General features: G+C 37.9%; 22 protein-coding genes, 1 tRNA gene and 2 pseudogenes. 18 read left to right on the plus strand and 7 right to left on the minus strand.

The features are described from left to right. Nucleotides 1–50 precede the first annotated feature (50 nt). Together P9B04_RS25225 and P9B04_RS25230 are read right to left on the minus strand one after the other, a co-directional pair. Nucleotides 51–614: pseudogene (locus tag P9B04_RS25225) on the minus strand (tetratricopeptide repeat protein); the annotation flags it as partial. A gap of 90 nt (nucleotides 615–704) precedes the next feature. Then, nucleotides 705–1,151: pseudogene (locus P9B04_RS25230) on the minus strand (PPC domain-containing protein); the annotation flags it as partial. A 485-nt stretch (nucleotides 1,152–1,636) separates the two neighbouring features. Here P9B04_RS25230 and P9B04_RS19025 point away from each other — a divergent pair. The 12 genes from P9B04_RS19025 to P9B04_RS19080 all read left to right on the plus strand — a co-directional run bounded on the left by P9B04_RS19025 (nucleotide 1,637) and on the right by P9B04_RS19080 (nucleotide 13,130). Then, nucleotides 1,637–3,253 (plus strand): tetratricopeptide repeat protein, encoded by a 1,617-nt coding sequence (locus P9B04_RS19025; RefSeq protein WP_342056546.1) that lies wholly within the window; start codon nucleotides 1,637–1,639, stop codon nucleotides 3,251–3,253. Continuing rightward, nucleotides 3,202–4,335 carry a tetratricopeptide repeat protein gene (locus tag P9B04_RS19030; RefSeq protein WP_342056547.1) on the plus strand — a complete coding sequence of 378 codons (1,134 nt, stop codon included), beginning with the start codon at nucleotides 3,202–3,204 and terminating at the stop codon, nucleotides 4,333–4,335. The genes P9B04_RS19025 and P9B04_RS19030 overlap by 52 nt, the downstream gene beginning before the upstream one ends. A gap of 300 nt (nucleotides 4,336–4,635) precedes the next feature. Further along, a complete protein-coding gene (locus P9B04_RS19035; RefSeq protein WP_342056548.1) occupies nucleotides 4,636–5,091 on the plus strand; it encodes a DUF1816 domain-containing protein in 456 nt (151 codons plus the stop codon). A gap of 13 nt (nucleotides 5,092–5,104) precedes the next feature. Then, nucleotides 5,105–5,698: a phycobiliprotein lyase gene (locus tag P9B04_RS19040; RefSeq protein WP_342056549.1), complete on the plus strand. Its 594-nt coding sequence runs from the start codon at nucleotides 5,105–5,107 to the stop codon at nucleotides 5,696–5,698. A gap of 158 nt (nucleotides 5,699–5,856) precedes the next feature. Next, nucleotides 5,857–6,609: a phycobilisome rod-core linker polypeptide gene (locus P9B04_RS19045; RefSeq protein ID WP_342056550.1), complete on the plus strand. Its 753-nt coding sequence runs from the start codon at nucleotides 5,857–5,859 to the stop codon at nucleotides 6,607–6,609. Nucleotides 6,610–6,882: 273 nt separating this feature from the next. Then, the gene (locus tag P9B04_RS19050) at nucleotides 6,883–7,845 is read left to right on the plus strand and encodes a hypothetical protein (protein ID WP_342056551.1); all 963 of its coding nucleotides are present in this window, start codon (nucleotides 6,883–6,885) and stop codon (nucleotides 7,843–7,845) included. Between the two features lie 56 nt (nucleotides 7,846–7,901). Next, a complete protein-coding gene (locus P9B04_RS19055) occupies nucleotides 7,902–8,036 on the plus strand; it encodes a hypothetical protein (protein WP_342056552.1) in 135 nt (44 codons plus the stop codon). A gap of 256 nt (nucleotides 8,037–8,292) precedes the next feature. Then, complete coding sequence (locus tag P9B04_RS19060) at nucleotides 8,293–9,417, plus strand: glycosyltransferase family 4 protein (protein ID WP_342056553.1); 1,125 nt, start codon at nucleotides 8,293–8,295, stop codon at nucleotides 9,415–9,417. A gap of 206 nt (nucleotides 9,418–9,623) precedes the next feature. Then, nucleotides 9,624–9,893, plus strand: a complete 270-nt coding sequence (remA, locus tag P9B04_RS19065) for an extracellular matrix/biofilm regulator RemA (protein ID WP_342056554.1) — start codon at nucleotides 9,624–9,626, stop codon at nucleotides 9,891–9,893. Between the two features lie 16 nt (nucleotides 9,894–9,909). Next, nucleotides 9,910–10,464 (plus strand): guanylate kinase, encoded by a 555-nt coding sequence (gene gmk / locus P9B04_RS19070; RefSeq protein WP_342056555.1) that lies wholly within the window; start codon nucleotides 9,910–9,912, stop codon nucleotides 10,462–10,464. A gap of 298 nt (nucleotides 10,465–10,762) precedes the next feature. Next, a complete protein-coding gene (locus P9B04_RS19075; protein WP_342056556.1) occupies nucleotides 10,763–11,140 on the plus strand; it encodes a hypothetical protein in 378 nt (125 codons plus the stop codon). 289 nt (nucleotides 11,141–11,429) lie between these two features. Further along, nucleotides 11,430–13,130 (plus strand): S8 family serine peptidase, encoded by a 1,701-nt coding sequence (locus P9B04_RS19080; protein ID WP_342056557.1) that lies wholly within the window; start codon nucleotides 11,430–11,432, stop codon nucleotides 13,128–13,130. Nucleotides 13,131–13,284: 154 nt separating this feature from the next. On the opposite strand, the gene P9B04_RS19085 is transcribed toward P9B04_RS19080, so the two are convergent. Beyond that, nucleotides 13,285–14,859 (minus strand): glycogen/starch synthase, encoded by a 1,575-nt coding sequence (locus P9B04_RS19085; RefSeq protein WP_342056558.1) that lies wholly within the window; start codon nucleotides 14,857–14,859, stop codon nucleotides 13,285–13,287. 213 nt (nucleotides 14,860–15,072) lie between these two features. Between P9B04_RS19085 and glgB the strand changes: the two genes are divergently transcribed. Continuing rightward, a complete protein-coding gene (gene glgB / locus P9B04_RS19090) occupies nucleotides 15,073–17,028 on the plus strand; it encodes a 1,4-alpha-glucan branching protein GlgB (RefSeq protein WP_342056559.1) in 1,956 nt (651 codons plus the stop codon). 48 nt (nucleotides 17,029–17,076) lie between these two features. Here the strand turns inward: glgB and P9B04_RS19095 are convergent, their stop codons facing one another. Then, nucleotides 17,077–17,199: a hypothetical protein gene (locus tag P9B04_RS19095; RefSeq protein ID WP_342056560.1), complete on the minus strand. Its 123-nt coding sequence runs from the start codon at nucleotides 17,197–17,199 to the stop codon at nucleotides 17,077–17,079. Between the two features lie 7 nt (nucleotides 17,200–17,206). Here P9B04_RS19095 and P9B04_RS19100 point away from each other — a divergent pair, with 7 nt between their 5' ends. The 4 genes from P9B04_RS19100 to P9B04_RS19115 all read left to right on the plus strand — a co-directional run bounded on the left by P9B04_RS19100 (nucleotide 17,207) and on the right by P9B04_RS19115 (nucleotide 22,319). Next, complete coding sequence (locus P9B04_RS19100; RefSeq protein WP_342056561.1) at nucleotides 17,207–17,914, plus strand: response regulator transcription factor; 708 nt, start codon at nucleotides 17,207–17,209, stop codon at nucleotides 17,912–17,914. A gap of 627 nt (nucleotides 17,915–18,541) precedes the next feature. After that, nucleotides 18,542–19,123: a hypothetical protein gene (locus tag P9B04_RS19105; RefSeq protein WP_446718020.1), complete on the plus strand. Its 582-nt coding sequence runs from the start codon at nucleotides 18,542–18,544 to the stop codon at nucleotides 19,121–19,123. Between the two features lie 296 nt (nucleotides 19,124–19,419). After that, complete coding sequence (gene fusA / locus P9B04_RS19110) at nucleotides 19,420–21,513, plus strand: elongation factor G (protein WP_342056562.1); 2,094 nt, start codon at nucleotides 19,420–19,422, stop codon at nucleotides 21,511–21,513. Between the two features lie 317 nt (nucleotides 21,514–21,830). Continuing rightward, the gene (locus P9B04_RS19115) at nucleotides 21,831–22,319 is read left to right on the plus strand and encodes a DUF4168 domain-containing protein (protein WP_342056563.1); all 489 of its coding nucleotides are present in this window, start codon (nucleotides 21,831–21,833) and stop codon (nucleotides 22,317–22,319) included. Nucleotides 22,320–22,635: 316 nt separating this feature from the next. On the opposite strand, the gene cbiD is transcribed toward P9B04_RS19115, so the two are convergent. Continuing rightward, nucleotides 22,636–23,763 (minus strand): cobalt-precorrin-5B (C(1))-methyltransferase CbiD, encoded by a 1,128-nt coding sequence (gene cbiD / locus P9B04_RS19120; protein WP_342056564.1) that lies wholly within the window; start codon nucleotides 23,761–23,763, stop codon nucleotides 22,636–22,638. Beyond that, nucleotides 23,756–24,649: an oxygen-dependent tRNA uridine(34) hydroxylase TrhO gene (gene trhO / locus P9B04_RS19125; RefSeq protein WP_342056565.1), complete on the minus strand. Its 894-nt coding sequence runs from the start codon at nucleotides 24,647–24,649 to the stop codon at nucleotides 23,756–23,758. Before trhO ends, cbiD begins: the two co-directional genes overlap by 8 nt. A gap of 134 nt (nucleotides 24,650–24,783) precedes the next feature. Here trhO and P9B04_RS19130 point away from each other — a divergent pair. Beyond that, nucleotides 24,784–24,856: transfer RNA gene (locus tag P9B04_RS19130), tRNA-Ala, on the plus strand. 106 nt (nucleotides 24,857–24,962) lie between these two features. On the opposite strand, the gene P9B04_RS19135 is transcribed toward P9B04_RS19130, so the two are convergent. Beyond that, on the minus strand, nucleotides 24,963–25,325 hold a 363-nt coding region (locus tag P9B04_RS19135), incomplete at its 5' end, for a hypothetical protein (RefSeq protein WP_342056566.1).

The following is a 25,325-nucleotide window of genomic DNA, read 5'->3' on the forward strand; positions in this document are numbered from 1 at the left end:
GCCTCTTTTCGTCATCTGGTAAGGCTTTCAGGTATTCGTGTCCCCACGCCAGCTTGTTCATACCTCCCCATTGCACGATAAAGTCCTGCCAGATTATTGAGGCTGGTAGCGACACTTGGATGAGAATCACCCAGGAGTTTTTTCCTCATAGCCAAGGCATCTTGGTAAAGGGGGAGAGCTTGTTCATACCTCCCCATTGCACGATAAAGTCCTGCCAGATTATTGAGGCTGGTAGCGACATTAGGGTGAGAATCACCCAGGAGTTGTTTCAACATAGCCAAGGCCTCTTGGTAGAGGGGGAGAGCTTGTTCATACCTCCCCATTGCACGATAAAGTCCTGCCAGATTATTGAGGCTGGTAGCGACACTTGGGTGAGAATCACCCAGGAGTTTTTTGTCCATAGCCAAGGCATCTTGGTAGAGGGGGAGAGCTTGTTCATACCTCCCCATTGCACGATAAAGTAATGCTAGATTATTGAGGCTGATAGAAATATCAATGTGTTCTGTTCCTAAAATATTTTTTCTAATTTCTAAAGCTTGTTCTGCCAGGGGGACAGCTTCTTGATATTTTCCTTCCTGGTATAATTGTATTGCTTGCTGGTTAAGTTCTTCAGCTTGAGCTAATGCTAATTCTTGTTTTGTACCTTCTCGTAAGCTTAAGGTATAGTTCCCTTTTGTTTCTTTTTCAAATGTATTAACGATAATAGTGTAGGTTCCCGTCATGGGTAAAGTGACAGTAATTTTTGCATTATTTCCTCTGCCTCCATCATTATTTTCTGCTATTTTTTTATCATCAGGAGAAACTAATATTAAATAACTGTCAAACTGTTCGCTATTTAGCTCAATGGTAATAATTTCTTGGGCTTTTCCCTCAAAAGTTTCGATAGTAAAATAAGTCCCATCCTCCATAACTTCGCTATTTTTATCAAGGGTTCCTTGCCGAGTTTGGGGTAAAGTACCTTGCTCACCTGGTTCCTTAGCAGAATAATATGGATGGAAAAGTTGATTTGTATTCTTAAGATGAGTAGATGAGTGGTTATCCTTCTCTTTAGATAATTCTTCTGAAGCAATATAGAGGGTTTGACTATTAGCTGGAGGAACGGTAAAAAGAGGAAGACTGAGCAGAACGAGGATGAAGGGAAAAGCTGACATTTTATCTATGGGTTTTTATCAGTTTGGAATTAAAATTAGTTAGGGAATCTAAAGAAAATATGAACAACAGTAGCAAGTGTTAAAAAATTTTCCTTATTTTAGCTTAATTTGTAAATATATATAGCAGTTCTGATACTTGTGAGGTACAAATTTTTCTAGTTTTAGGAGTCAGGAGTCAGGAGTCAGGAGTCAGGAGTCAGGAGGCAGGAGGCAGGAGTTAGGTGTCCCTTATGAGTCCGAGAAAGGTTATAGTCAAGCGTAATAGTGATTTTAAAATTTAATTGGTCAGCTATGGGCTAAATGCTTATCAATGAATACTCACTCCAATTAAAATACTTTAGAGTATAAAACGAATGCTGAATGCTGACGGCTAAATGCTTATCAATGAATACTTACCCCAATTAAAATACTTTAGAATATAAAACGAATGCTGAAAGCTGACGGCTGAATGCTTACCTCTAATTGACCCCAAACCCTGATTTTAAATGATAAACCCCCAATTATCAGAACAGATCACTAATTATGGCAAAGCATTAGATAGCTTAAGTCAGGGGACAAGTTTGCTCTCTTTAGATGAAGTTCTCGAAATTCTTAATGCGAGGGATAAAATTCAAGAAATTCTAGAAAAAGATTCATCCATAACAATTGAGCAACAAAAACAACTAATTGAATTAGATTATCGCTTAAAAAAACAATCTAAAGCCATTATCATAAATTATGATCTATCTGAGTTAAGAAGCAGTTTTTCTCCATCAAAAAATAACTGGTGGTGGTATTTAGAACAGTTAGATGTTAATACAAATGAAACTATTTCTCGTTATAAAAAACTTTTAATTCAATTGGCTGATTTGTTGGAAAAAGTCAAACAAAGAAGTTTAGGTCAACTCCCTTCTCAAGTAATTTTAGATATTTTATTAGTTCGGGATCTCTTACAACAAAATTTAACTGAGCAATCACCCACCACAAAGGAAATGAATCGAGTTAGGGGACTAGATAGAAAATTTAAAACTTTACTAAAAACTTTACCTAAAAACTCCAATTCTTCCCAGAGAAGTAGCCTACTTAGAGAGTGGGAAAATTGGCGAGATATTTATCAACCCAATAATAATCATTGGTGGTGGTTTTCTAATGTTCCTGCTCATTGGTGGGATCGTTTCGATATTTTATGGAATTTGGGAGCATTATTTTTATTAGCTCTTAATTTAAGTCTCTTTTTAGATATTTTGTCTCGCTTTTTAGGCAGCAGTTCGGGGTTAGGATGGGTAGGTTCATTTACCCTCATTGTCAATAGCTTTTTAGCTTTACTTAGCGGTGGAATTTTGACCGATTTTGGACAATCTATCATGAATAGGATTCTTAATAAAAGGGGAATTCCAGAATATTTTAGACAAGAATTTAAAGTATTTATTGGAGGAATTATTCTAATACTTTTTTTTCTAACCTATCAAATTTTACCTCAAATTGCTAACCACTATTATTATCAAGGACTTTATGACTACCAAAACCAAAAATTAGACAATGCAGAAGCCAAATATAAACGAGCATTAAGTCTTTATCCAGATTATCCACAAGCACACTATAGCTTAGGGGTTTTGTATGAAGATTTGCAACAAAAGGACCAAGCTGAAATACAATATAATTTAGCAGTTCAGGGGGGATCTTCTGCCGCTAGTAACAATTTAGCTCGTTTATATATTCTCTCAGAAGATCCCAAAAAATATCCCGTTGCAGCTAGTTTACTCCAAAAAGGAATTGGTTTTTTAATAAATAATCCACCGCTTGACGGAAACAAGAATATCCATTATTCTTTGTATAAAAACTTGGGATGGGTTAACCTAAAACAAGGTAACTATGAACAGGCAAAAGAAAACTTAGAAAAAGCTATAGATTTTGAGAACCAAATGCAATTAGAAGCATCACAAAAAAGAGCGGCTGCTCCCTGTTTACTAGCTCAGGTTCAAGAGAAAACAGATGGAATTATTGTTGCTAAAGAAATGTTAGAAAAATGTAGTAATTCTAGTCAAGATTTAAACACACCTGAAGAACAACAATGGATAGAACAAGCGAAACAAAAATTACAACAACTCAAGGAAAAACAATGAAAAAGAGAATAATAACATTAGGGATAATTGGATTTAGTTTAGCAATGGTTTTACCAGTGCAAGGACTGAATTTTCCTGCTTTTCATTTTCTGTTCTCTGGACAAGTGGAGTTAAAACGTTTTGGTAGTAATATTTTCCAAAAAACTCAAGCTCCTATTAAGTTAAATCATCAAGATCTGTTACGAGTTTCTCAACCTCAAAAAGCTAGAATTCTTTGTTTTGGTCATAAGCTTTCCCCCTTGATTACTGAACCAGAAATTGCAGTCAAAGATGTTTGTATTTCTAGACCAGAAACCAGAGAAGGAGGTTTTACAATTCCTGAAACAAGACATCCCAAATCAACAGATCCCACTATTCCTTATATCATTAGTCCCAGGAGAACCGCTTTATTAACTAACCGTCCAACTTTAATATGGAATGCTGTTGCTGAAACAGATTTTTATGAAGTTAAACTAATTGGACCGGGGATTAATTGGAAAACTCAAACCGATAAAAATTCCATTGTTTATTCAGGAGAAAAACCGTTACAAACCAACGCTAAATATACATTAATTATTAAAACAGATAAGAACAAATCGTCTCAGAACGATCGCAGTTTCTCGGATGGGATAAGTTTTTCTGTTTTACCAGAAGAAAAAGTTGAAGAAATCGAGAAAACTGTCCAAGATTTAGACAATAAAGAATTAACTCCAGAAATGAAAGGATTAGCAATTGCCTATTTTTATCAAGGAGAAAACTTGAAAGCAGAAGCAATTGAAGTTTTAGAAAAATTAATTCAACAAGAAACAGTGGGAGCCGAAGTTTATCGAACTTTAGGAGAATTATATCAAGAAACCTCTTTAAATAGTTGGGCTAAGGATAGGTATGAAAAAGCTTGGGAATTAATTAAGAATCAAACTAATGAAATCGAAAAACAAGCTCTTATTCAAGTCGGTTTAGGGGAAACTCATTGGGGAGAAGGAGATTCAGAAAAAGCCCTAGAATGGTTATCTTTAGCCAAAGCTAATTATGAACGTTTGAACTTAGCAGAAACATCTAATAAAATAGAAAAAAGAATGGAAGAAATCACCACAGGAAATTAGTTAAAATTCTCTATTGAATAATCACACATATAAGAAATTGATCGTCATTCATTCAACTATATAATTACCCATAAAACTAGCAGAAAGTCTCATGAGTTTTTATACCTAAGTCTCAAGATTTATGAGCAATAAATGTTTAACCCTTAGCTTTTCAATTTTCTTAAGTAATTTCCCTGATTGTGATAGGCTAAAGAAAAACATTCAATTGTAATCAAGATGACTTTTTCACGAAAATTGACAAAAAGCAACTAAGTTGGCCAACAAAAATTAGTCTTTATCTATCCTCCTATTTGAACTCTTATGGCCACAAATAATGATAAATATAGTCGTATCTTTTTATATGAAATAGCCATTGACCCCAAAATTGGTAAACTCAATCATATTGAGAGTTTATTTCAGCGTCGGGGAAAATTTTACCTGAAAGTACCCTACAAACGGATGAGCCAAGAAATGCAACGCATCAGCCGTTTAGGGGGGAAAATCATCAAAATCGTCCCTATTGGTGCCTTAGACGATTTCTCCATCCAGGAAGAGACTTTACCCTGGTGGGTGGAACTCACCACAACTCGTCCCCATTGTATCTATTATTTTGGTCCGTTTGATAATTTTGCCGAAGCCTACGGACACTATGGGGGTTATGTGGAAGATTTGCAAGAAGAAGGAGCCGAAGGGATTATCATAAATATAAAACAGTGCCAACCTTTAGTGTTGACCCAAGAGTTAGAAGAAGAAACTTCAAAAATATTTAATGATTAGGAGTAATCAAAACATGGATGCACTCAAATTTTTTCAGAAGAGTTCCGGGAAATGGCGATCGCAACGCACTACCCACCACCTAGCCTTCAGACGTGCCGAGATCGGCGACTCTGAGATTTATGTGGAAGCCTTAGAGTCCGATAACCCCAAAATTGTCGAAATTTGCCAAATGCACGACGTTGACCCTGCTTCAGCCGTTGGTGGGGCTTTTGTCAGTTGGGATGGCTCTATGGCCTGGGATAAAGAAGACGAAAACCATAGCGGAACCACAGTTTTTGCTCTAGTCCCCGAAAAAGATAACCCCAGAGAAGGGATTTTACTCAGAGAGAGAGGCTATGCTGAGATTGTTCCCATCGCAGGCCGTTATTACATCGATAACGACGATGCACTGGTACTAATCACCGAATATGAAACCATGAGTACCATCGAGCGGTTTTGGTTTGCCAACCCGAATTTAAGGTTAAGAACCAGCACCGTGCAGAGGTTTGGAGGGTTTAATACCGCTACTTTTTGCGCCGAAATGCGTCGAGAGGATGAGTCTGAGTCAAACGAAGAAACAAACAACATTTCCCCCCTGAATATGGGTTACTCCATTACGGGATGGTAAATTATCAGTTACCAGTGATTAGTGATCAGTTTTTCCATGAGGTGTCCTTTTCATATTTCTTGTAACAATTGTTAACATTTAACGGCTTAACGTCCCAAACTCCCTTATGATTAGGATTACAGTTTTTAAGACTTTGTGAAATAACGGAGGCCTTTTTCTTGACTATTCCTCTTTTAAATTACACGCCTAAAACCCAAAATGCGCGGGTTGAAGGCTATGTGGTACCGGGAGACGATCAACCAAAGATCTTTTCCACAGAGAACATTCTCTCTCCTGCAGACATGGACGTTTTAATCGAAGCGGCCTATCGTCAAATCTTTTTCCACGCGTTTAAGAGCGATCGCGAGCGTTTTCTAGAGTCTCAGCTTCGTAACGGACAAATCACCGTCAGGGAATTTATCCGTGGGTTACTCCTTTCTGATACCTTTGTTACTAGCTTCTACGAGAAAAATAGTAACTATCGTTATGTTGAGCAATGTGTTCAACGGGTATTAGGACGAGATGTTTACAGCGAAGATGAGAAAATCGCTTGGTCTATCGTCGTTGGTACCAAGGGATACGGCGGTTTCATCGATGATTTACTTAATAGCGACGAATATCTAGAAAACTTCGGTGATGATACTGTACCATATCAACGTCGTCGGAATCTTCCTGGACGGGATCAAGGGGAATTACCTTTTAACATCAAATCTCCCCGTTACGATAGCTACTATCGTGGCGTTTTGGGTTTCCCTCAAATTGTATGGCAAAACCAAGTCCGTCGTTTTATTCCCCAAGACAAAAAACCCAAAGCTGGCGATCCTGTAAACTATTTAGCGGCTGCTCGTAGTATTGCTAGCGCGCGAGGACAGACAACTCCTAGAGTTTCCACAGGAAACCTTGATTATTTAGCGAAGGTTCCTCGGCGTTAATTTTTAACGTTTATAACTAACCGATAAGGTTTTGGGGAAGTTACGGGGCAATGGAATGATTAAGTTATAATTACTCGATTATTCTATGGTTCTGTGACTTCCCCAATTTTAATATTATCCTGAAAAAGTAAATAATATAGCAGTTCCCCTACTTGTGAGGTACAAATTTTTCTAGTTTTAGGAGTCAGGAGTCAGGAGTCAGGAGTTCCTCACTCCGTTCCGGCGCTATCGCACAGGAGTCAGGAGTTATAACCTAAATATTGGGTGTACCTCATGAGTGTGAGAAACGCTATAAAAAGATTACTCAAGCGACTATTGATTATTTATTGTATTACTTGGGGGTGTCTAGAAAACTCTCACGAAGATCAATATATCCAACCTGAAAAATTATTAGATAGTCTGAATGAATCAGATCAAGAAAATATTTCCTGTATTATCGATAAAAGTAAATTAGTTTTAATAGATTATATTAGCAACAGTGATGATTATAACAAGATTTTAGCCTTAGAAATTTTAAACATATATAAGAGAAGTTTATTTCCCTCAATTATTTTTGAGATAAATTCAAATTGTAAAATAAGCATTCTAGATTTACTCAAAAATAAGATGTTACCTAATAGTTATGAATATCTTAAACATGAATTGATTTCAGTTGATTATTTCATTGAATGTCATGGATTTGAGAGTTTATTTCAAGACTATGATTGCAGACTTTTTTTCATTTTTTATCGTAGTTTAGCATATGGGCTAATTAGTAGAATATTAAATCTATCTTCAAAAGAAGAGAGCGAAGAAATTCTAGTAATTCTAACACCTTTGACAGAAATAATCATAGATAGTTCTAAACCTATTTGTAAAGACATAAAAGTGATATTTTCTACAGTAGACATATTTTTTAGTTCTTATCATTTTGGTAATGATAAAGATTTATATTTTGATTTAATTTTAGGATTTTCTTTACTAACGATGATTTGTATAGAATTGGATATTAATTCTATTACCTCTCAATTAGAGCATTTCTTTGATGTAGAAAAAAAACCTAATGTTTTTAATCATATTCTCTATACATTTCTTGCTCGATATGAATCTCAATACATCGATAAAGTACAAGATGAATTAGATGATTGTCAATTTACCCCCGAACAACAAGCATTAATTTGGCAATGGGTAAGAAGAGAAATTGACTTTGTTGAGAAAACTCAAGACTCAGAAAATACTGATTTTCAAAAAAACTAAGATATAATAGTTATTTGTCAATCCAAAAATCAACATAGTTCGTAATCTTTATTACAATGAAAATAGCTAAATTTAAACAAATTAAACAAATATTTGATCTGAAAGATGATGAATTTTATTCTTATACAGTAGAAGCAGATGGCAGTTTAATGCTACAAAAAGTTAAAGAATACGAAATTTTAGGAGAATAAGGACTCAAAGACGCTTACAATAATGAAACCGAATAAATTTTGGAACAATGTCTTGAAAATTAAACAAAGAGAATTTATTTTAATTTCTTTCTCTTTTTCCGATTTAAAAACTTAAAATTGTTTATTGTAATAATAATTAGTTTGTTATCGCAGATTACGGTGAATGGTTAAATGATCAATTAGTTTAACCACCTAACCCACCATAAGGTCTAAATGTGATATCTTTGAAAAGAGTAAAAATTAATGCTATTATTAAATGTCTAATTATACCTTTGTTTTCTTAGAAATATTTTCCCAAGAAGGGGGAATACAAGCTTATGTGAAAGATGTCCTTAAAGCTTATCTATCTTTGATAGAAAACTCTGATAATGCACCAAAAACTGACATCTTTTTATTAAGAGATGCACCCGACTGCAATAACCCTTTAACCAGTGAATTAATTAATTATCATTATCTCAAAACCCTTCCTCCCTGGAAAGGACGATTAAAACTAGCTATCAAATTACTAAATCATTTAATCCAAAAACGTCCCCAAAGAGTATTTTGTGGACACATAAACTTAGCCCCATTAATTCAATTTTTCTGTCAACCATTAGGCATTCCTTACACCGTTTTAACCTACGGAAAAGAAGTCTGGAAAACATTACCCAAAGCGCAACAAAACGCCCTAAAAAATGCCGACTCTATCTGGACTATTAGCCGTTATAGTCGTGACTGTTTATGTCAAGCAAATGATATTAATCTTAATAAAGTAGAAATTGTGCCTTGCATTGTGGATGGTGAACAATTCACCCCAGGAGAAAAACCTATCGAACTGATAGAAAAACATAACCTACAAGATGCAAAAGTATTGATGACCGTTGCTAGATTATGGTCTGGAGACATCTATAAAGGAGTAGATGTGACCATACGTGCCTTACCTAAAATTTTACAGTCTTTTCCTAACGTTAAATATGTCGTTATTGGAAGAGGAGATGATCGACCCCGTTTAGAACAATTAACCAAAGACTTAGGAATCAGCGATCGCATAATTTTTGCAGGGTTTGTTCCCACCGAAGACCTAGTAAATCATTACCGCATGGCCGATGCCTATATTATGCCTTCCCAGGAAGGATTTGGTATCGTTTACCTAGAAGCCATGGCCTGTGGCGTTCCTGTGTTATCAGGAGATGCCGACGGTTCAGCAGATCCCCTACAAGATGGAGAACTCGGTTGGCGTGTTCCTCATCGTGACCCTGATGCGGTGGGGCAAGGGTGCATAGAGATATTACAAGGCAAAGACAAACGATGTCAAGGATCATGGTTGCGACAAAAATCCCTAAACCAGTTTAGTCCAAAAGCTCTATCTGAGAAAATAGCCCAATTGATGGAAGTCAATTGAGAATTTTTTAGGTAGCATAGAAAGTTAGTATCTCGATTAAATCAAAATGAATTGATTTATGAGAGGGTAAACATAGGGTAAAAGTGAAAAAAATTAAAAAATAATCAGCATACATAGCTTTTAACGTTGTTAATCCCAATTTTAATCGATATCATGGAAAGGGTATCCTATCAAATACTTCTCACAAAATATAATCGGTAATCATTATGGAAAATATACAGCTTATCAATATTGGGTTTGGCAATATTGTTTCTGCTAATCGAGTCATTGCTATCGTTAGCCCAGAATCTGCCCCCATTAAGCGTATTATCACCGATGCACGCGAAAGAGGACAACTGATCGATGCCACATACGGCCGTCGTACTCGCGCTGTCATCATCACTGACTCCAGTCATGTGGTGCTATCGGCAATACAACCAGAAACAGTAGCTCATCGCTTCGTGGTCAATAAAGAACCCGTTGCTAACCATAATTAGCCTTTTGAGTTAACTTATGGCATCAGGAAAGCTAGTAGTCCTGACCGGTCCGAGCGGTGTAGGAAAAGGTACATTAGTGCGCGCCCTGTTAGCGCGTCATCCCGAATTGTATTTGTCTGTGTCTGCAACCACCCGTTCCCCTCGCGAGGGAGAAGTAGAAGGAATAGATTACTATTTTTTGAGTAAACCCGCCTTTGAAACCATGATTAAGCAGAATCAGTTGTTAGAATGGGCAGAATATGCAGACAACTACTACGGAACCCCTATTGCCAAGGTTGAAGAAAAAATCAAGCTTGGACTAAATGTACTACTAGAAATAGAAGTAATTGGGGCAACTACCATAAAAAATAGCTTTCCTGATGCTTTGAGAATTTTTATCCTTCCCCCGTCTCTCGAAGAATTAGAACATCGTTTAAGAAGTCGCAAAACTGACTCAGAAACTGCTATTTTAAACCGTTTAGAGCGGGCAAAAGAAGAACTAAAAGTTAGCGAAGAATTCGATAAACGTATAATTAATGATGATTTACAAGTAGCTTTACAAGAGTTAGAAACAACTATTTTTTCTGATTAAATAATACATTTATATACAGCAGTTCTCTCACTTGTGAGGTACATAGGTTATCCCTTTGAGGCAGCAGTTAAGTCTACCTCATGAGTTTTTAAAAAGCTATACATAATTCAGTATTTCAAGGCAACAGTAAACCGACTTCAAAAAGGCTCGGTAAAGATAAGAGTCTTTACTTATACTGTCAGTGTATTTTTAGATGTGTGTCCGTATTTTTTGCAATTGACGCTACTAAATGATCATTAATATCTTGGAGTAAAACAGGGCAAAGTGTCCCTTTGTGCGAGCCAATTTAGGATAAACCATGAATCATTCAAACGATTTGAAACGAGATTTAGAAGACCTAACAGAAAAAACATTTTACTTTTTTTTAGGAGCAACTTCATCTATTGTTGAAAACACTCAACAAAATTTACGCCAGTTATCTACAAATGCCGAAAAAACTGTAAAAGAATTAATCGACATAGGAGAGGATACTTACTCTAGTTCTCCTGAAACTAACTTTTCTAATTTTCAGAGCAAAGACTATGTAAGTGTCGGTCTTAAAAAACATCTTTTCATGTTAGTTAAAGGAGACAAAGACTTAGCACAAAGATTGATTGAGCTACAAAAACGAAAGAACCCTGGTTATCCTGAAAAATGGTACTGGGAAAAGGTAATTTATGATTTAGAAAGACATTAAACTTGATGCTGAGATAAAATAATTAGTTAGGAAATTGAAATTCGTTATTAGTTTTGTTAGTTGTAGAGATATAAAAATTAGTTACAACATCTCCTGTATGTTTCGTTTTTATTCCGAAGAAACTTCTAACTTTACTTATTTTCTAACTATGATGCCTATAGCATTTACCACACTTGTGAGGTACAGAATTTATCCCTTTGAGGCAGGAGTTAGGTGAACCTCATGAGTTCGCGAAAAGCTATATCATCTTAGTCAATTTAATCAACAAATTCAATACTTAGATAAAAACATGAAATTCTTAAAACGTATCGGAATACTAGCCTTGTTTTTTCTAGGCATTTCCTGGGCAGTCTGTAACTTTCAAGGATTAGCAAATAAAGGGAAGTTTGATTCTATTGTCCTCAACTTTAAACAGGATATTCCCATCACAGAAGTTGAAAATACTATCGCAAGACTTAGTAAACAATACAATCAAGAGATTCATTTTAATAGTGAATTTTCCCAAGGAGAAAGAATTTACATTATCAAAGGAAATAAAGATTTTCTCAAAAAAATCCAACAATCAGAACTAAGGGGATTAACAGATTATATCGAAGCTAACTATCAATACCACACCCTAGAAGCGGTTAACGACAGTAGATACAAAGAACAATGGAACCTACAAAATATTAACATCGAGGGTGCATGGCAACAGGTCAAAGGTAAAGGGGTAACAGTTGCCGTCATTGACACCGGAGTTAGTCGTGTTCCAGACTTACAAAAAACAGAATTTGTCGAAGGATATGACTTTGTTAACAATAAAAAAGATGCTTCCGATGATCATGGCCACGGCACTCATGTGGCTGGAACCGTTGCCCAATCAACTAATAATAGATATGGAGTTGCCGGGGTAGCTTATAAAGCAAAAATAATGCCCTTAAAAGTATTATCGGCGGCCGGGTTTGGTACCATTTCAGATATCGCTGAGGCCATTCGTTTTGCTGCTGATAATAAAGCCGACATTATTAATATGAGTTTAGGAGGTGGCGGTGCCAGTAAAATGATGGAAGACGCTATCAATTATGCTCACGAAAAAGGTGTGGTTATCGTGGCAGCTGCTGGTAATAGTGGCTTAAGTTCTGCCTCTTATCCTTCCCGTTATGATAAGGTAATTAGCGTTTCCGCTTTGAATGCAAAGAAAGAGAAAGCCTTTTATTCCAATTATGGGGTTGGTGTTGATATTTCTGCCCCAGGAGGAGGAAAAGATCAAAAAATTCTTCAAGAAACAATAGATCCCAGCACCGGACAACCAAAAATGGCAGAATTTATGGGAACCAGTATGGCCTCCCCCCACGTCGCAGGGGTTGCAGCTTTGATTCGTTCAGCCGGAGTTACTGATGCTGATAAAATTCGTAAAATTTTAGAGGAGTCTGCCACAGAAGTCGAAAACGATAAATTCAACTACTATGGTTCCGGTCAATTAGACGCAGAAGCCGCCGTAAAATTAGCCAGAAAAGGACAATTTCCCCTGCGCTTTGATCACGATTTATTCTTAAAACTGTTAATGTTAGCACTGGCTTATGTTTTCAGCGCATTATTTAGCAAATCTATCCGTTTCACCGACCTTTTTCATCTGGGAACAGTATTAGGAAGTTCTGGTTTTTTCTTGTTAAAATTAGTCGAAATTTTCGATGTTCCCCAATGGCCTTTAAGATTATTTAGTAGTCCTTTGGGAGAATGGGGAAACGCTATTCAGGGGAGTGTTGATATTAATCCTATTTTTGCCAGTGTTCTCATTCCTTTTTGTTTGATGGCATTACTATTGGGTAATAACGAGGCAAAATGGTTCGCTGCGGGGACAACCCTAGGAATGGCAGGATTTTTAACCGTGACAACTTTTACCTCTCCTGAACTTTGGTTATTGAGTCAAGGGTTAACCTCTCAAATCTTTTTAGGGGTCAATGCTTTACTCTGTTTAGGATTAGTTAGTTTATCTTTGAAAGAGAGTTAATCCTCTATCAGTTATCAGTTATCACTTATCAGTGTTTACTGTTTACTGTTCCCTCAGACTTAAATTTTCACAACTGATAAGTGATTGCGATAGTATTAGAAGACCCTACCCGTGTTGTACGGTAGGGTTTTTCGCTTTTTGGTCTATGTTTGAATTAAATACCGGAACTCATTAATCTTTCAAACACATCAACGTATTGAGTAGCTGGTTTTTTCCAAGATACGTCGTTGGCCATACATGCAAGACGCATTTGTTCAAATTTGGGAGTGCCGTACTCTTGCAACGCCTTTTTCATGCCCACAATCATGGCCTCCACACCTCTTTCTAGCATTTCCCCAGAAACTTTTACTCCAGGCTTGTCCGGCATAGGTATCTTGTCCATCAAAAAACCAAATTGAGGGAGTACAGTGTCAACCAATCCACCTACGGGCGCAACCACCGGAATCGTACCATACATCATGGCGTACAGTTGGTTTAAACCGCAAGGTTCAAAGCGAGAAGGCATCAAGCAGTAGTCAGCCCCGGCTGTGATTAAACGGGCTAACTCAGGATCGAATCTAGCTACCCCTTTAGCAAAAAGATAAGTATCCCCAAGGGATTCTAATTCTGCTTCTAATTTTGGCGCTCCGGTGCCTAAAATAACCACTTGGCAGTCTAGTTCTGCCAACTTAGCCATAGCCGCTACGATGACATCGGGTCCTTTTTGGTTTTCTAAACGACCAATAAAACCAAAAATAGGAATATCCGGATCTACTTCTAAGCCACACTCTTCCTGCAAAGCTAACTTACATATTTTTTTACCACTATCCATAGTCTCGGCATCGTAGTTAGCCGGTATGTACTTGTCTGTTTTAGGGTTCCAACTTTCCACCTTGGTTCCGTTGGTAATACCCGTTAAACCCACAGTCTTAGCAATGTCATCAAGTTCCACTCCACCGGCAGGATTAGAAGTGACTTCCCTGGCAAAGTTGGGGGAAACCGTCACAGCCTTGTCACAGTTTAAAAAGCCCGCCTTGAGCCAGTTGAGCATCTCTATTGGTTCAGGAGTGGTGATGGGTTCGGTGGTCTTTTCGTCCAACGGAGGAGGAGCAAACTGGGTTGTAAACAATAAATCTGGGAAATACTTTTGTGGCAAGTTTAAAACATCAAATTTTGACACAGGGAAACGGCCTTGAAAAGCGATGTTGTGGAGTAACATAACCGTTTTGGCATTCAAAAAGATACCGTGGGATTGGTAGTATTCTTTTAGATACAAAGGAAGAAGTGCCGTGTGCCAATCGTTGCACACAAAAATAGTGTTTTCCCCCATAGTGCCATTAATGCCATCGGGACCCAAAGGTACAAGCAACGGTACAGCCAAAGCCGCTTGAGCAAGCATAGCAAAACGTTCTGAGTTATCGATGTAATCAATCGCATCCTTGGGACCGTATAACTTCTTGTTGACTAACGATGTCTTAGATAAATAAACATGATGGTCAACCCAAATACGATCTACTCCTTTTTTGTAGTTGTGGAAATAGCGAACTTTCGTCGCTTTTTTACCGTACCTGACTTGTTCAAGGATTTCTGTGTCCCAAGCATCTTTGTACTGGTCAAAGCGTGGTGCAACGGTACACACTGTATGACCCATTTTTGCCAATTCTTCCGGTAATCCTTCTGTCACATCCCCTAAACCACCGGTTTTAGAATACGGCGCAACTTCCGTAGAGACAAAGCAAATGTTTAACATATCGATGTTAGAAGTCTTAGATATAAGTAATGAATAGAATATAAGAGTTTGAGTCTGAATTCTCACCCATGATACCATGTCACCTCTCTCTGAACTGATGGTAAACCGATTGATCCCACTTCCATAACCTGTTGTGTCTGGTTGGCAAAAGACGATAAGTATCAGAACAATGGTTAAATATAAAATAAAAATAATACTGTCACCAACTAGCCGATGAACGACAACGCAACTTCACAGAACCGCCTTCTAGGAGAATTTGACTATTATTTATTTGGGCAAGGGGATCACCACCGTATTTATGAGAAGATGGGAGCTCACCTTGTTGAGATCGAGGGAGTTTCAGGGGTTTATTTTGCTACCTGGGCCCCAAACGCCCATGAAGTCGCCGTGGTGGGGGACTTCAATAACTGGAACTCCGAAGCAAACAAAATGAAGAGGACTGAGGTGGGAATATGGGAATTATTTATTCCTAACCTCGAAGTGGGGCATCTTTATAAATATTCGGTAAAAAATCACCATCACTATTGTGTTTATAAGACCGATCCCTACGGTTATCAACAAGAAATCCGCCCGGCCACCGCATCCATCGTAGCGGATCTTTCTACCTATACCTGGAACGATCAAGAGTGGATAGACAAACGAGAACGGACTAACCCAGAAAAGCAACCCATGTCTGTTTATGAGGTTCATTTAGGATCTTGGTTACACACCAGTATTGATAACCCTCCCAAGGAAGGAACCACTCTCGCTGTAGAACAAAAACCAGGGGCGCGCTACCTCAACTATCGAGAACTCGCAGAACAACTCATCCCCTATGTTAAAGACATGGGTTATACCCATATTGAGTTACTCCCTGTGACCGAATATCCTTTTGATGGATCTTGGGGTTATCAAGTGGTTGGTTTTTATGCCCCTACCTCTCGTTATGGCCCTCCTCAAGATTTTATGTATTTTGTAGATCAATGCCACCAAGAAGGCATTGGGGTTATCTTGGACTGGGTTCCTGGACACTTTCCCAAGGATGAGCATGGATTAGCTTATTTTGATGGTGGCCCCCTCTACGAATACGCAGATTCTCGTAAGGGAGAAATTAAAACTTGGGGGACTTTGGTCTTTGATTATGGTCGCAATGAAGTGAGAAATTTCCTCATTGCTAGTGCCTTATTTTGGTTCGACAAATACCATATCGACGGTATTCGGGTGGATGCTGTAGCCTACATGATCGAATTAGACAAAGGCCGAGAGGGTGACTGGATTCCTAACCAGTACGGTGATAATGGTCATTTAGAAGCTATCAGTTTTTTACAACATCTAAATAACACTATCGTCCATAATTATCCTGGTGTGGTAACCATTGCTGAAGATTCTACTGCTTGGGGAAATGTCTCTAAACCAGCCAGCGAAGGAGGACTTGGGTTTACTTTTAAATGGAATATGGGTTGGATGAACGATACCCTTAAATATCTCAAAGAACATCCTAACCATCGTTCTAACTGTCATAACAAGCTCACCTTTAGTATTTGGTACGCTTTTGATGAGAAGTTTATGTTGGCTTTATCCCACGATGAGGTGGTTCACCTCAAGGGACATTTGGTTAACAAAATGCCTGGGGACGAGTGGCAAAAAATGGCCAATGTTCGCACGTTATTAACTTATATGTTTGCTCATCCGGGTAAGAAAACCCTATTTATGGGTATGGAGTTTGGCCAAACCTCTGAATGGCAAGAATTTCTCGATCTTGACTGGTATTTGTTACAATACGAACCCCACAAAGGTCTAAAACGCCTGGTACAAGACCTCAATAAAATGTATGTACGTGAACCAGCTTTATACATGGAAGATTTTAGCTTTGATGGGTTCGAGTGGATTGAGGCTAACGATGCACCCAGAGGCTTAATTTCTTTTGTCCGCAAAGATCCCGCCTCCGGAGATACCATTGTTGCTGTGTGCAACTTTAAGCCCTACGTTTACGAATACTATTGGGTTGGGGTGCATCAACCAGGAGAGTATGTGGAATTAATTAACTCTGACTCCCAAGTTTATTGGGGTAGTGGCGTTTCTAACCCTAGCGTTATTCAAGCTCGTCATTGGAACGATGCACCTTGGCCTTATGCCCTAGAAATTACGGTTCCTCCCTTGGGTGCAATACTCTATAAGCTAAAACGCTAAAAATTCTTGTTAGGGATTTCTCGAGGCATTAAATTACGATGCCTCTCTCTAACCTTCATCGAGATAAACCCCAAATTCTTTTAATGTGGCAGCTAAGCGATCAGCCCGTTCTGTTTCAGATTGCGCCCGTTGACGTTCTGTTTCAACATTTGTCTGATAAAAGTAACACAAAAATTGAATGAAAATTTTAATTGTTGAAGACGAAATGGAAATTGCCAAAATCATCCAAACCACTCTAGAAAGAGAGTCTTTTGATTGTATGGTAGCCTATGATGGTTTGACTGCTTTAGATTTATTTCAAACCCAAGAACCAGATCTGATTGTTTTAGATTTAATGTTACCTAAATTGGATGGCTTAGAAGTTTGTACTCGTATTCGTCAGAAACTAACGGCAAAAGACCCTTATATTCTAATGTTAACGGCAAAAGGAGAAGAAATAGATCGAGTGATTGGTTTATCCACAGGTGCAGATGATTACTTAGTTAAACCCTTTAGTCCCATAGAATTAGTAGCTAGAGTTCGTGCCTTACTAAGACGTAGTTTAAGACATAGCCAATCCCAAAATAATGTTTACGAAACTCCTCATTTTTTAGTTGATTTAGATAAACATTCAGCTATCAAAAAAATAGACGAAAAGATGGAAGAACCTTTAGAGTTAACAACTTTAGAATTTAACTTATTATCTACGTTTATAAGTCATCCAGGAAGAGTATGGAGTCGCACGCAACTGATCGATAAATTATGGGGAAATGACTTTTTTGGAGACGAAAGAGTTGTGGATACCCATGTGAGAAGGTTACGCAAGAAAATTGAACCTAACACAACTAACCCTACCTTTATTAAAACAGTTGTTGGCGTTGGCTATAAGTTTGAAGATGAGACATGAATAAAGCTAACCAAACCCAATATTAAACGTTTATAGCGATTTTCAATTGAGTGGCGAATCTAAGAATCTAACTTCTCCTCCTGCCTCCTGCCTCCTGCCTCAAAGCTACAAACTGTTTAATCTATGCAAATGAAAACTGCTATTAGCTGTCTTTTTCACCCCCCATGCTGATGTCAAACTTCTTGCTAAAAACTTCCGTTCAACTTGTTGGTTAGAAAGATTAGCGATCGCCCAAAACCCTAACACCCCTGATAATACCCTGAAACATTTAGCTAATGACGGCAATCGATTAGTTAGAAAAGTTGCGATCGCCAATATGGAACAAAGACAACAAAAAAAATAAGGTAATCTTCCCTGTTTTTGGGAGCATGATAGGTTAAAAAGTATTATTATTTTCTCCTTAACCAGTCAGATTTTCACCATCTAACCCACCCTACTTTACTACTGCAATTCACTAATTATTAATTCTGGGTTGACAAATGATTTTTGAAGTGCAAACCAAAGCACCGATGTTTCCCACAAATGTTAAGATATCTCACAGATTCCACAAACCATCCTTTTATCTTTATCGTTTTATTTTGTTATACCATGTTAAAATCCCATTTTTTCTGCCTTAGTTTACCTAGTATGATTGCTGTTTCCTGCATCCTAGGGTTCGGTGCCTCAGAATCTGTATCTGCTCAGATTTTAGCTCAAGAAAGCCTCTCAGAAGACACAGAAGTCCCAACAGATGACCCTTCCGATCCTAGCAATCTCCGTCCTCTGACCCAAGGGGATAGCCTTTTGAGTTTGCAGGGGGGTGAAAATTTAATGAACGAAGCTAGTGAAGCTATTAATCAGGAAAACTATGACTTAGCCGCTACCAAGCTACAACAGGCTCGTAAAGTGTTTAACCAATTATCTAACTTTTATCTCCAACTAGCCAATAGCTTCTCTGGTATCGATACCGAAGTTTATGATTCCCAAAGAGACAGCGCACTAAAAACAGGGCAAATGAGAGACGCTGCCACCTATCAGTTAGCTTTAGTCCATCGGGCCCAAGATCAGCCAGAATTAGCAGTTCCCTTGTTAGTTCAGATTATCCGTTCACAAAACCCCACCACAGAGTTAGGGAAGAAGTCTTATCAACAATTGTATGAATTAGGTTTTGTGGATGTGCCTTTCGCTGAGGAAGCTCAAGCAACCTCATCTAATTCCCAAACTCCCTAAAACATACACCATCTAAAGGTTAAAAATAACTAACTACCAGTTAAAGCAAAACAAAGTCTTCCCTTAACTGGTGGTAATTGATGCAAAAAAACTTTACACTAAGATTACAATCGGTAATGAAAAAGGCGAAAATAGACTTGTGTAGAGATTGCGTAAGATAGCCAATACCTCAAAATCCGTATTTCGAGTGGTTTAGCATACCTCAACTAAGCTATCGAAAGCAACGCCCATTCCTCTGTAGGTTCACCCTTTCAGTTCATGCTGACCATCTATCAAACCTAAAGCTAAAAGTAGATATGAAAAAAGACCTTACCCTATATAGAAACATCGGTATCTTTGCTCACGTAGATGCTGGAAAAACCACCACAACCGAACGAATCCTCAAATTAACAGGGAAAATTCACAAAATCGGTGAGGTACATGAAGGTGCAGCTACCACCGACTTCATGGAACAAGAACAGGAACGAGGTATTACCATTCAGTCCGCAGCCACCAGTTGCTTCTGGAAAGACCATCAACTCAATATCATTGATACCCCTGGTCACGTTGACTTTACCATTGAGGTATATCGTTCCCTGAAAGTTCTAGACGGTGGGATTGGGGTCTTTTGCGGTTCAGGTGGGGTAGAACCTCAATCCGAAACCAACTGGCGTTATGCTAACGATTCTAAGGTAGCTCGTATCATCTACGTAAATAAGTTAGACAGAACTGGGGCAGACTTTTTCAGCGTGGTCAAACAGGTTGAAGAAATTTTAGTCGCTAAACCCTTAGTCATGGTACTTCCCATCGGCATCGAAAATGACTTCAAGGGTGTGGTTGATCTGCTGACAGAAAAAGCTTGGATCTGGGACGATTCTGGTGAACCGATGAACTACACCATAGAAGAAGTCCCCGAAGATATGAAAGACCAAGTGGCCGAATATCGGGAAATATTAATTGAACTGGCGGTGGAACAAGACGACGAAATAATGGAAAAATATCTCGAAGGGGAAGAATTAACCATCGATGAGATTAAAGCTTGTATTCGCAAAGGAACCCGTGAACTGGCCTTTTTCCCCACCTACTGTGGCTCTTCTTTCAAAAATAAAGGGGTCCAGTTGGTACTAGATGCAGTAATCGACTACCTCCCCAACCCTAAAGAGGTTCCTCCTCAACCAGAAATGGACGAAGAAGGGAATAAAATCGAAGGGGCTTTTGCCTATGTTGACCCCGAAAAACCCTTACGGGCCCTGGCTTTTAAGATTATGGACGATCGCTTTGGAGCCTTAACTTTTACCCGTATCTACTCTGGAACTATCTCTAAAGGGGATACGGTGCTTAACAACGCTACTGGCAAAAAAGAACGTATCTCCCGTTTGGTGGAAATGCACGCCGATTCCCGTGAAGAAATAGAAACTGCCCAAGCAGGTGATATTGTGGCCATTGTGGGCATGAAAACTGTACAAACTGGACATACCCTTTGCGATCCAACTGCCCCTGCTACCCTAGAACCAATGGTGTTCCCCGATCCAGTTATTTCTGTTTCTGTGACACCTAAGAAGAAAGGGGACAACGAAAAAATGTCCATGGCCCTCAGCAAAATGGTGCAAGAAGACCCCTCTTTCTACATGGAAACAGACCAAGAAAGCGGTGAAACCATCATTAAGGGGATGGGAGAATTACACCTGGATATTAAGGTAGATATTCTCAAAAGGACTCATGGTGTGGAAGTTGAAGTAGGTAAACCTCAAGTTGCTTATCGGGAGTCTATTACCAAAACTATCAACGACAGCTATACCCACAAGAAACAGTCTGGTGGTTCTGGTCAATTTGGTAAGATTGACTACATCATCGAACCTGGAGAACCCGGTACTGGCTTCCAGTTCGAGTCTAAGGTAACTGGAGGTAACGTTCCTAGAGAATTTTGGCCTGCTGTTCAAAAAGGTTTTCAAAGCAGCATAGACAGGGGTGTTTTAGCTGGTTATCCCTGTGTTGACCTCAAAGTGACCTTGACTGATGGGGCTTTTCACCCAGTTGACTCCTCTGCGATCGCTTTTGAAATCGCCGCTAAAGCTGGATACCGTCAATCTATCCCCAAGGCCAGTCCTCAAATACTAGAACCCATCATGAATGTGGACATATTCACCCCTGAAGATTATATGGGGGATGTGATTGGGGATATTAACCGTCGTCGTGGCATGATCAAGTCTCAAAATTCCACCCCCATGGGTGCGCGTATTAAGGCAGATGTTCCTTTAAGCGAGATGTTTGGTTATATCGGTGATTTACGAACCATGACATCGGGTCGCGGTCAATTTTCTATGGAGTTCTCTCATTATGCTCCTTGTCCCGGTAATGTAGCAGAAGATGTCATAAAAGAGGCAAAAGAGCGTCAGGCCGCCCTTGCTTAAAGCTTTCCGTTGACATTTATACTTTATATCCTGACTGAAATAATATCGGTCAGGATTTTTTTAATTATTTTTTATAGCAGTAGAAGTATGACTTGAGTTCGATATAAAAAGATTTATACAGGACTTGCCAAAATCAGTACCCTCAGACACCTATTATCTCCTAACAAAAGACTCAACTCAGAACTCCGAACTCCTAACACTAAACTCATTTTGATCCGTTTCTCCCAATAATTGCTAAGATGCTAAAGACCATTTACTCTAGATTAATTATCTATTGAGACTGATGGCTAAGTGTAATTTATTTTGAAAATAACAAGATGTTTCAACAATTATTATTGAAAGGATGCCTTGGTGCAGTAATCTGTATTAGTGGTTTAGGGTTGGTTCCTCCTTCTACTCAAGCAGAAGAGACTATGACTCCCTCTTCTTCTGGAACAGTCATCGCTCAGGCAATTTCTCAACCAGAGTTAGAAAAATTTGCTAAGGCGATCTCTGAGTTACGGGTGATCGATGACGAAACTCGGTTAAAAATGATCGAGGCAGTTCAATCCAATGGAATGTCTCCTGAAGAGTTTATGGAAATTGGAAAACAGGAAGAAAGTGAAAGAAATCTCTCTGAGGAGCAACAAGTTCAATTTAACAAAGCTCTAGAAGCTGTGAGAAATCTCAATGAAGAAGATCGCCAGAAAAAACGAGTCGCTGTCGAGGAAGCTGGTCTAAAAATTTCACGGTTTAATGAAATTGCCAAAATTGTCGAAAAAGATTCTGATCTACAAAAAAAAGTTGTTGAAATCTTATCTCGTTAATTAAAGAGTTATCACATCAAAAATAAAAATTAGATGTATTTGTTGGGTTTCGTTTTTACTCCTCTAACCCAACTTTACTCACTGAAAGAAAATTTATCGAAAATATCTCGAGTTAAGGAGTCTCAAACAGCGATCATCTTTTCAAGAAAAACTTAATTCCAAACACCGAACTCTGAATACGGAGATTAAGCTTATCGTTTAATTATACAAGAAACATAAAAAATAGTTAATTTGTAATCATAAGAAAATTTTTTTCTACTCCTGATAATAGTTTTGGATTTTTAGAAAATACGCTTGCGGAAAAAGGGTTTTATCATTATGTTGTTAATTTCTTTTTCAGTAATTTTCCATTTTCACTAGCGGCAATAATACTGCGCTCTCGGCTAAAAACTATCGAGCCTATATTAACATCAAAATCAACATATTTTCTAATATACTGTTCAGTTTTTTTATCAATGGTTTTCACTAAAGACGTGTACACCTCATCTGTCCAGTTATGGTTGGTTTCTCTATCTATTCTTTTCAAAAGCTGTAATCCATTTTCTGCAGTCTTACAGTCTAGAAGTTGCTGCAAAATTTCAGTCTTTAAACCAACTTTTGCACTGTGAGTAATTAATATTTCAATTCTTCCATCGGCTAAATGATTATGAGTATGAAAAATACCTCCTGCCAATTTTATTAATTTTCCATGATAACCAAACAACAATATAGACTCTACTTTTTCCATTGCTGCCGTTACCAATAACGGACCTAACCAGTTAGCAGTTTTAATTAATTGTTGAGTATTTAATCCTATTTTTTGGGCTAAATCTAAACCATTTTCTCCTATACAAAATACTAAACTATTGAATTGTTTGGCTTTTTCTTTTAACTCTTGTTGATAATTTTTTAACTGATGTGGGGAACTTAGTGGTTGCGATATACCAGAAGTTCCTAATAAAGAGAGTCCTTCGATGACTCCAAATGCTTCATTTGATGTTCGTTTTGCCAACCTTTTTCCTTCGGGTAAAATAATGGTTACTAATATTTTTTCTATTGGTTGTAAATACGGACTTAAATTAGCTCTTAATAATTTATCTGCGTAAGAATAAATAGCATCTTGATTATTATAATTAATTTGCTTTCCTACTCCTTCTCCTCCTTTAATGATAATTTGTTGAGCCTCATTTTTTTTGTAATTCTCTGTAAGTTTTACAGTTGCCCAGATTGGAGTGTTTCTAGTTAAATCTAGATTATCCCCTGGAGCACTTAAAGTAATAGCTAAAGCAGTATTTTTATTGACTTTTGCCACTTGTTGAATAGGGATAGTTACCGTTTCGTTCGATTCTATTAAATTGAGAGAAACTGTCTCATTGTTGTTTTTATTTTGTAAATGTCTTAAGGCTGCGATCGCCGATGCACAAGCAAACACAGGTAAAGTATAACCAGATCGAGATTCAGTCATATTTATGATAGTTTTTTTGCCGTAGTTGTCTTTGTTTTTCTCTTTGTTTGGTAATTTTTTTAGGAGTTAGACTATCGTAACAATGAGGACAAGATACTCCCTCTTCATATTTTTCAGACACTTTATCCATTTCTGATACAGGATAACCGCATCCTAAACACATTTGATAGCTACCTGTTTCTAGTTGATCCTTAACTGCAACTCTTTCATCAAAAACAAAACATTCTCCCTCCCATAAACTTTCTTTTTTAGGAATTTTTTCTAAATATTTTAAAATGCCACCTTTAAGATGATACACTTCATCAAATCCCTGGTTTAATAATAAAGAAGTTGCTTTTTCACATCGTATTCCTCCAGTACAAAACATCGCTATTTTTTTGTGTTTTTGGGGATCTAAATTTTCTTTAACATAATCAGGAAATTCTCGGAAAGACTGAGTTTTAGGATTAATGGCACCTTTAAAGGTACCGATATCAACTTCATAACTATTTCTGGTGTCAATAACAATAGTCTCTTCATCGTTAATTAAGTCATTCCATTCTTCAGGAGTAACATAAGTTCCCACCTGCTTATTAGGGTTAATGTCTGGTTTTCCAAGGGTCACAATTTCTTGTTTTAGACGTATTTTTATCTTCTCAAAAGGAATTTTAAAAGCAGTAGAATATTTAACATCTAAGTCAGCTAAACGTTTGTCTGCAACCAAATAGTTAATAATTGCTTGAATATTATCAGAACTTCCAGCGATAGTTCCGTTAATTCCTTCGAGGGACAATAAGATAGTTCCTTTAATATGATAATTGTGGCAACACTCAAAGAGTAAGGGTTGTTTGTCAGTACAATCAGGAAACGGAAAAAACTTGTAGAAACTAGCAATAGTGTAAGTCATAGTTGTCAAGTCTGTTGGTCTATGAGTCTAAAGAGGAAAAATTATTTGAATCCCTTGCTTATTTTAGATATTTCTGTGTATAATTGTAAGAGTGCTTACAACTTAAGTGCAAAAAAGCAGAAAAGAACCCATTTGGGGGGTTAGCTCAGTTGGTAGAGCGCCTGCTTTGCAAGCAGGATGTCAGCGGTTCAAGTCCGCTACTCTCCATAGTAAGTGAGGATAAGCCTTTTAGAATATCATTGGAAGTATATTATTTCGGTGACTGAAACAATATACTTCCAATTAACTTCGGAAATAATGTGCTTCCCTTCAATTATAATCGAGAACCATATAAACGCTCCCTAGCTTCTTGAAAGGCTTTTCTGACTCTTTTGTACCTAAGATAACCAGGACGAGAAATTGACTGAGAAACAAGGACTTCAGTGGGATAAATTCCTTGTTGGTAGAGAATGATTACAGCCTCCTCAACCTCATTACAACAATGCTTAATCGTATTTTGGAAAGATGTTTGTCGAAAACTTAAATAACGAGAAGAGATTTGACGACATAAATCTGGAAAATGACGATTCAGTGTTCTGCGGTCACATGAAATTCGTCTAGCTACTTCTTCTAAAGATAGAGGGGGAGCGACGCAAAAATGTCGCATCGACCGGAATTCGGTGAAAGCGACTGGGGA

The sequence above is a fragment of the Crocosphaera sp. Alani8 genome (assembly GCF_038442745.1).
GTDB lineage: Bacteria > Cyanobacteriota > Cyanobacteriia > Cyanobacteriales > Microcystaceae > Crocosphaera.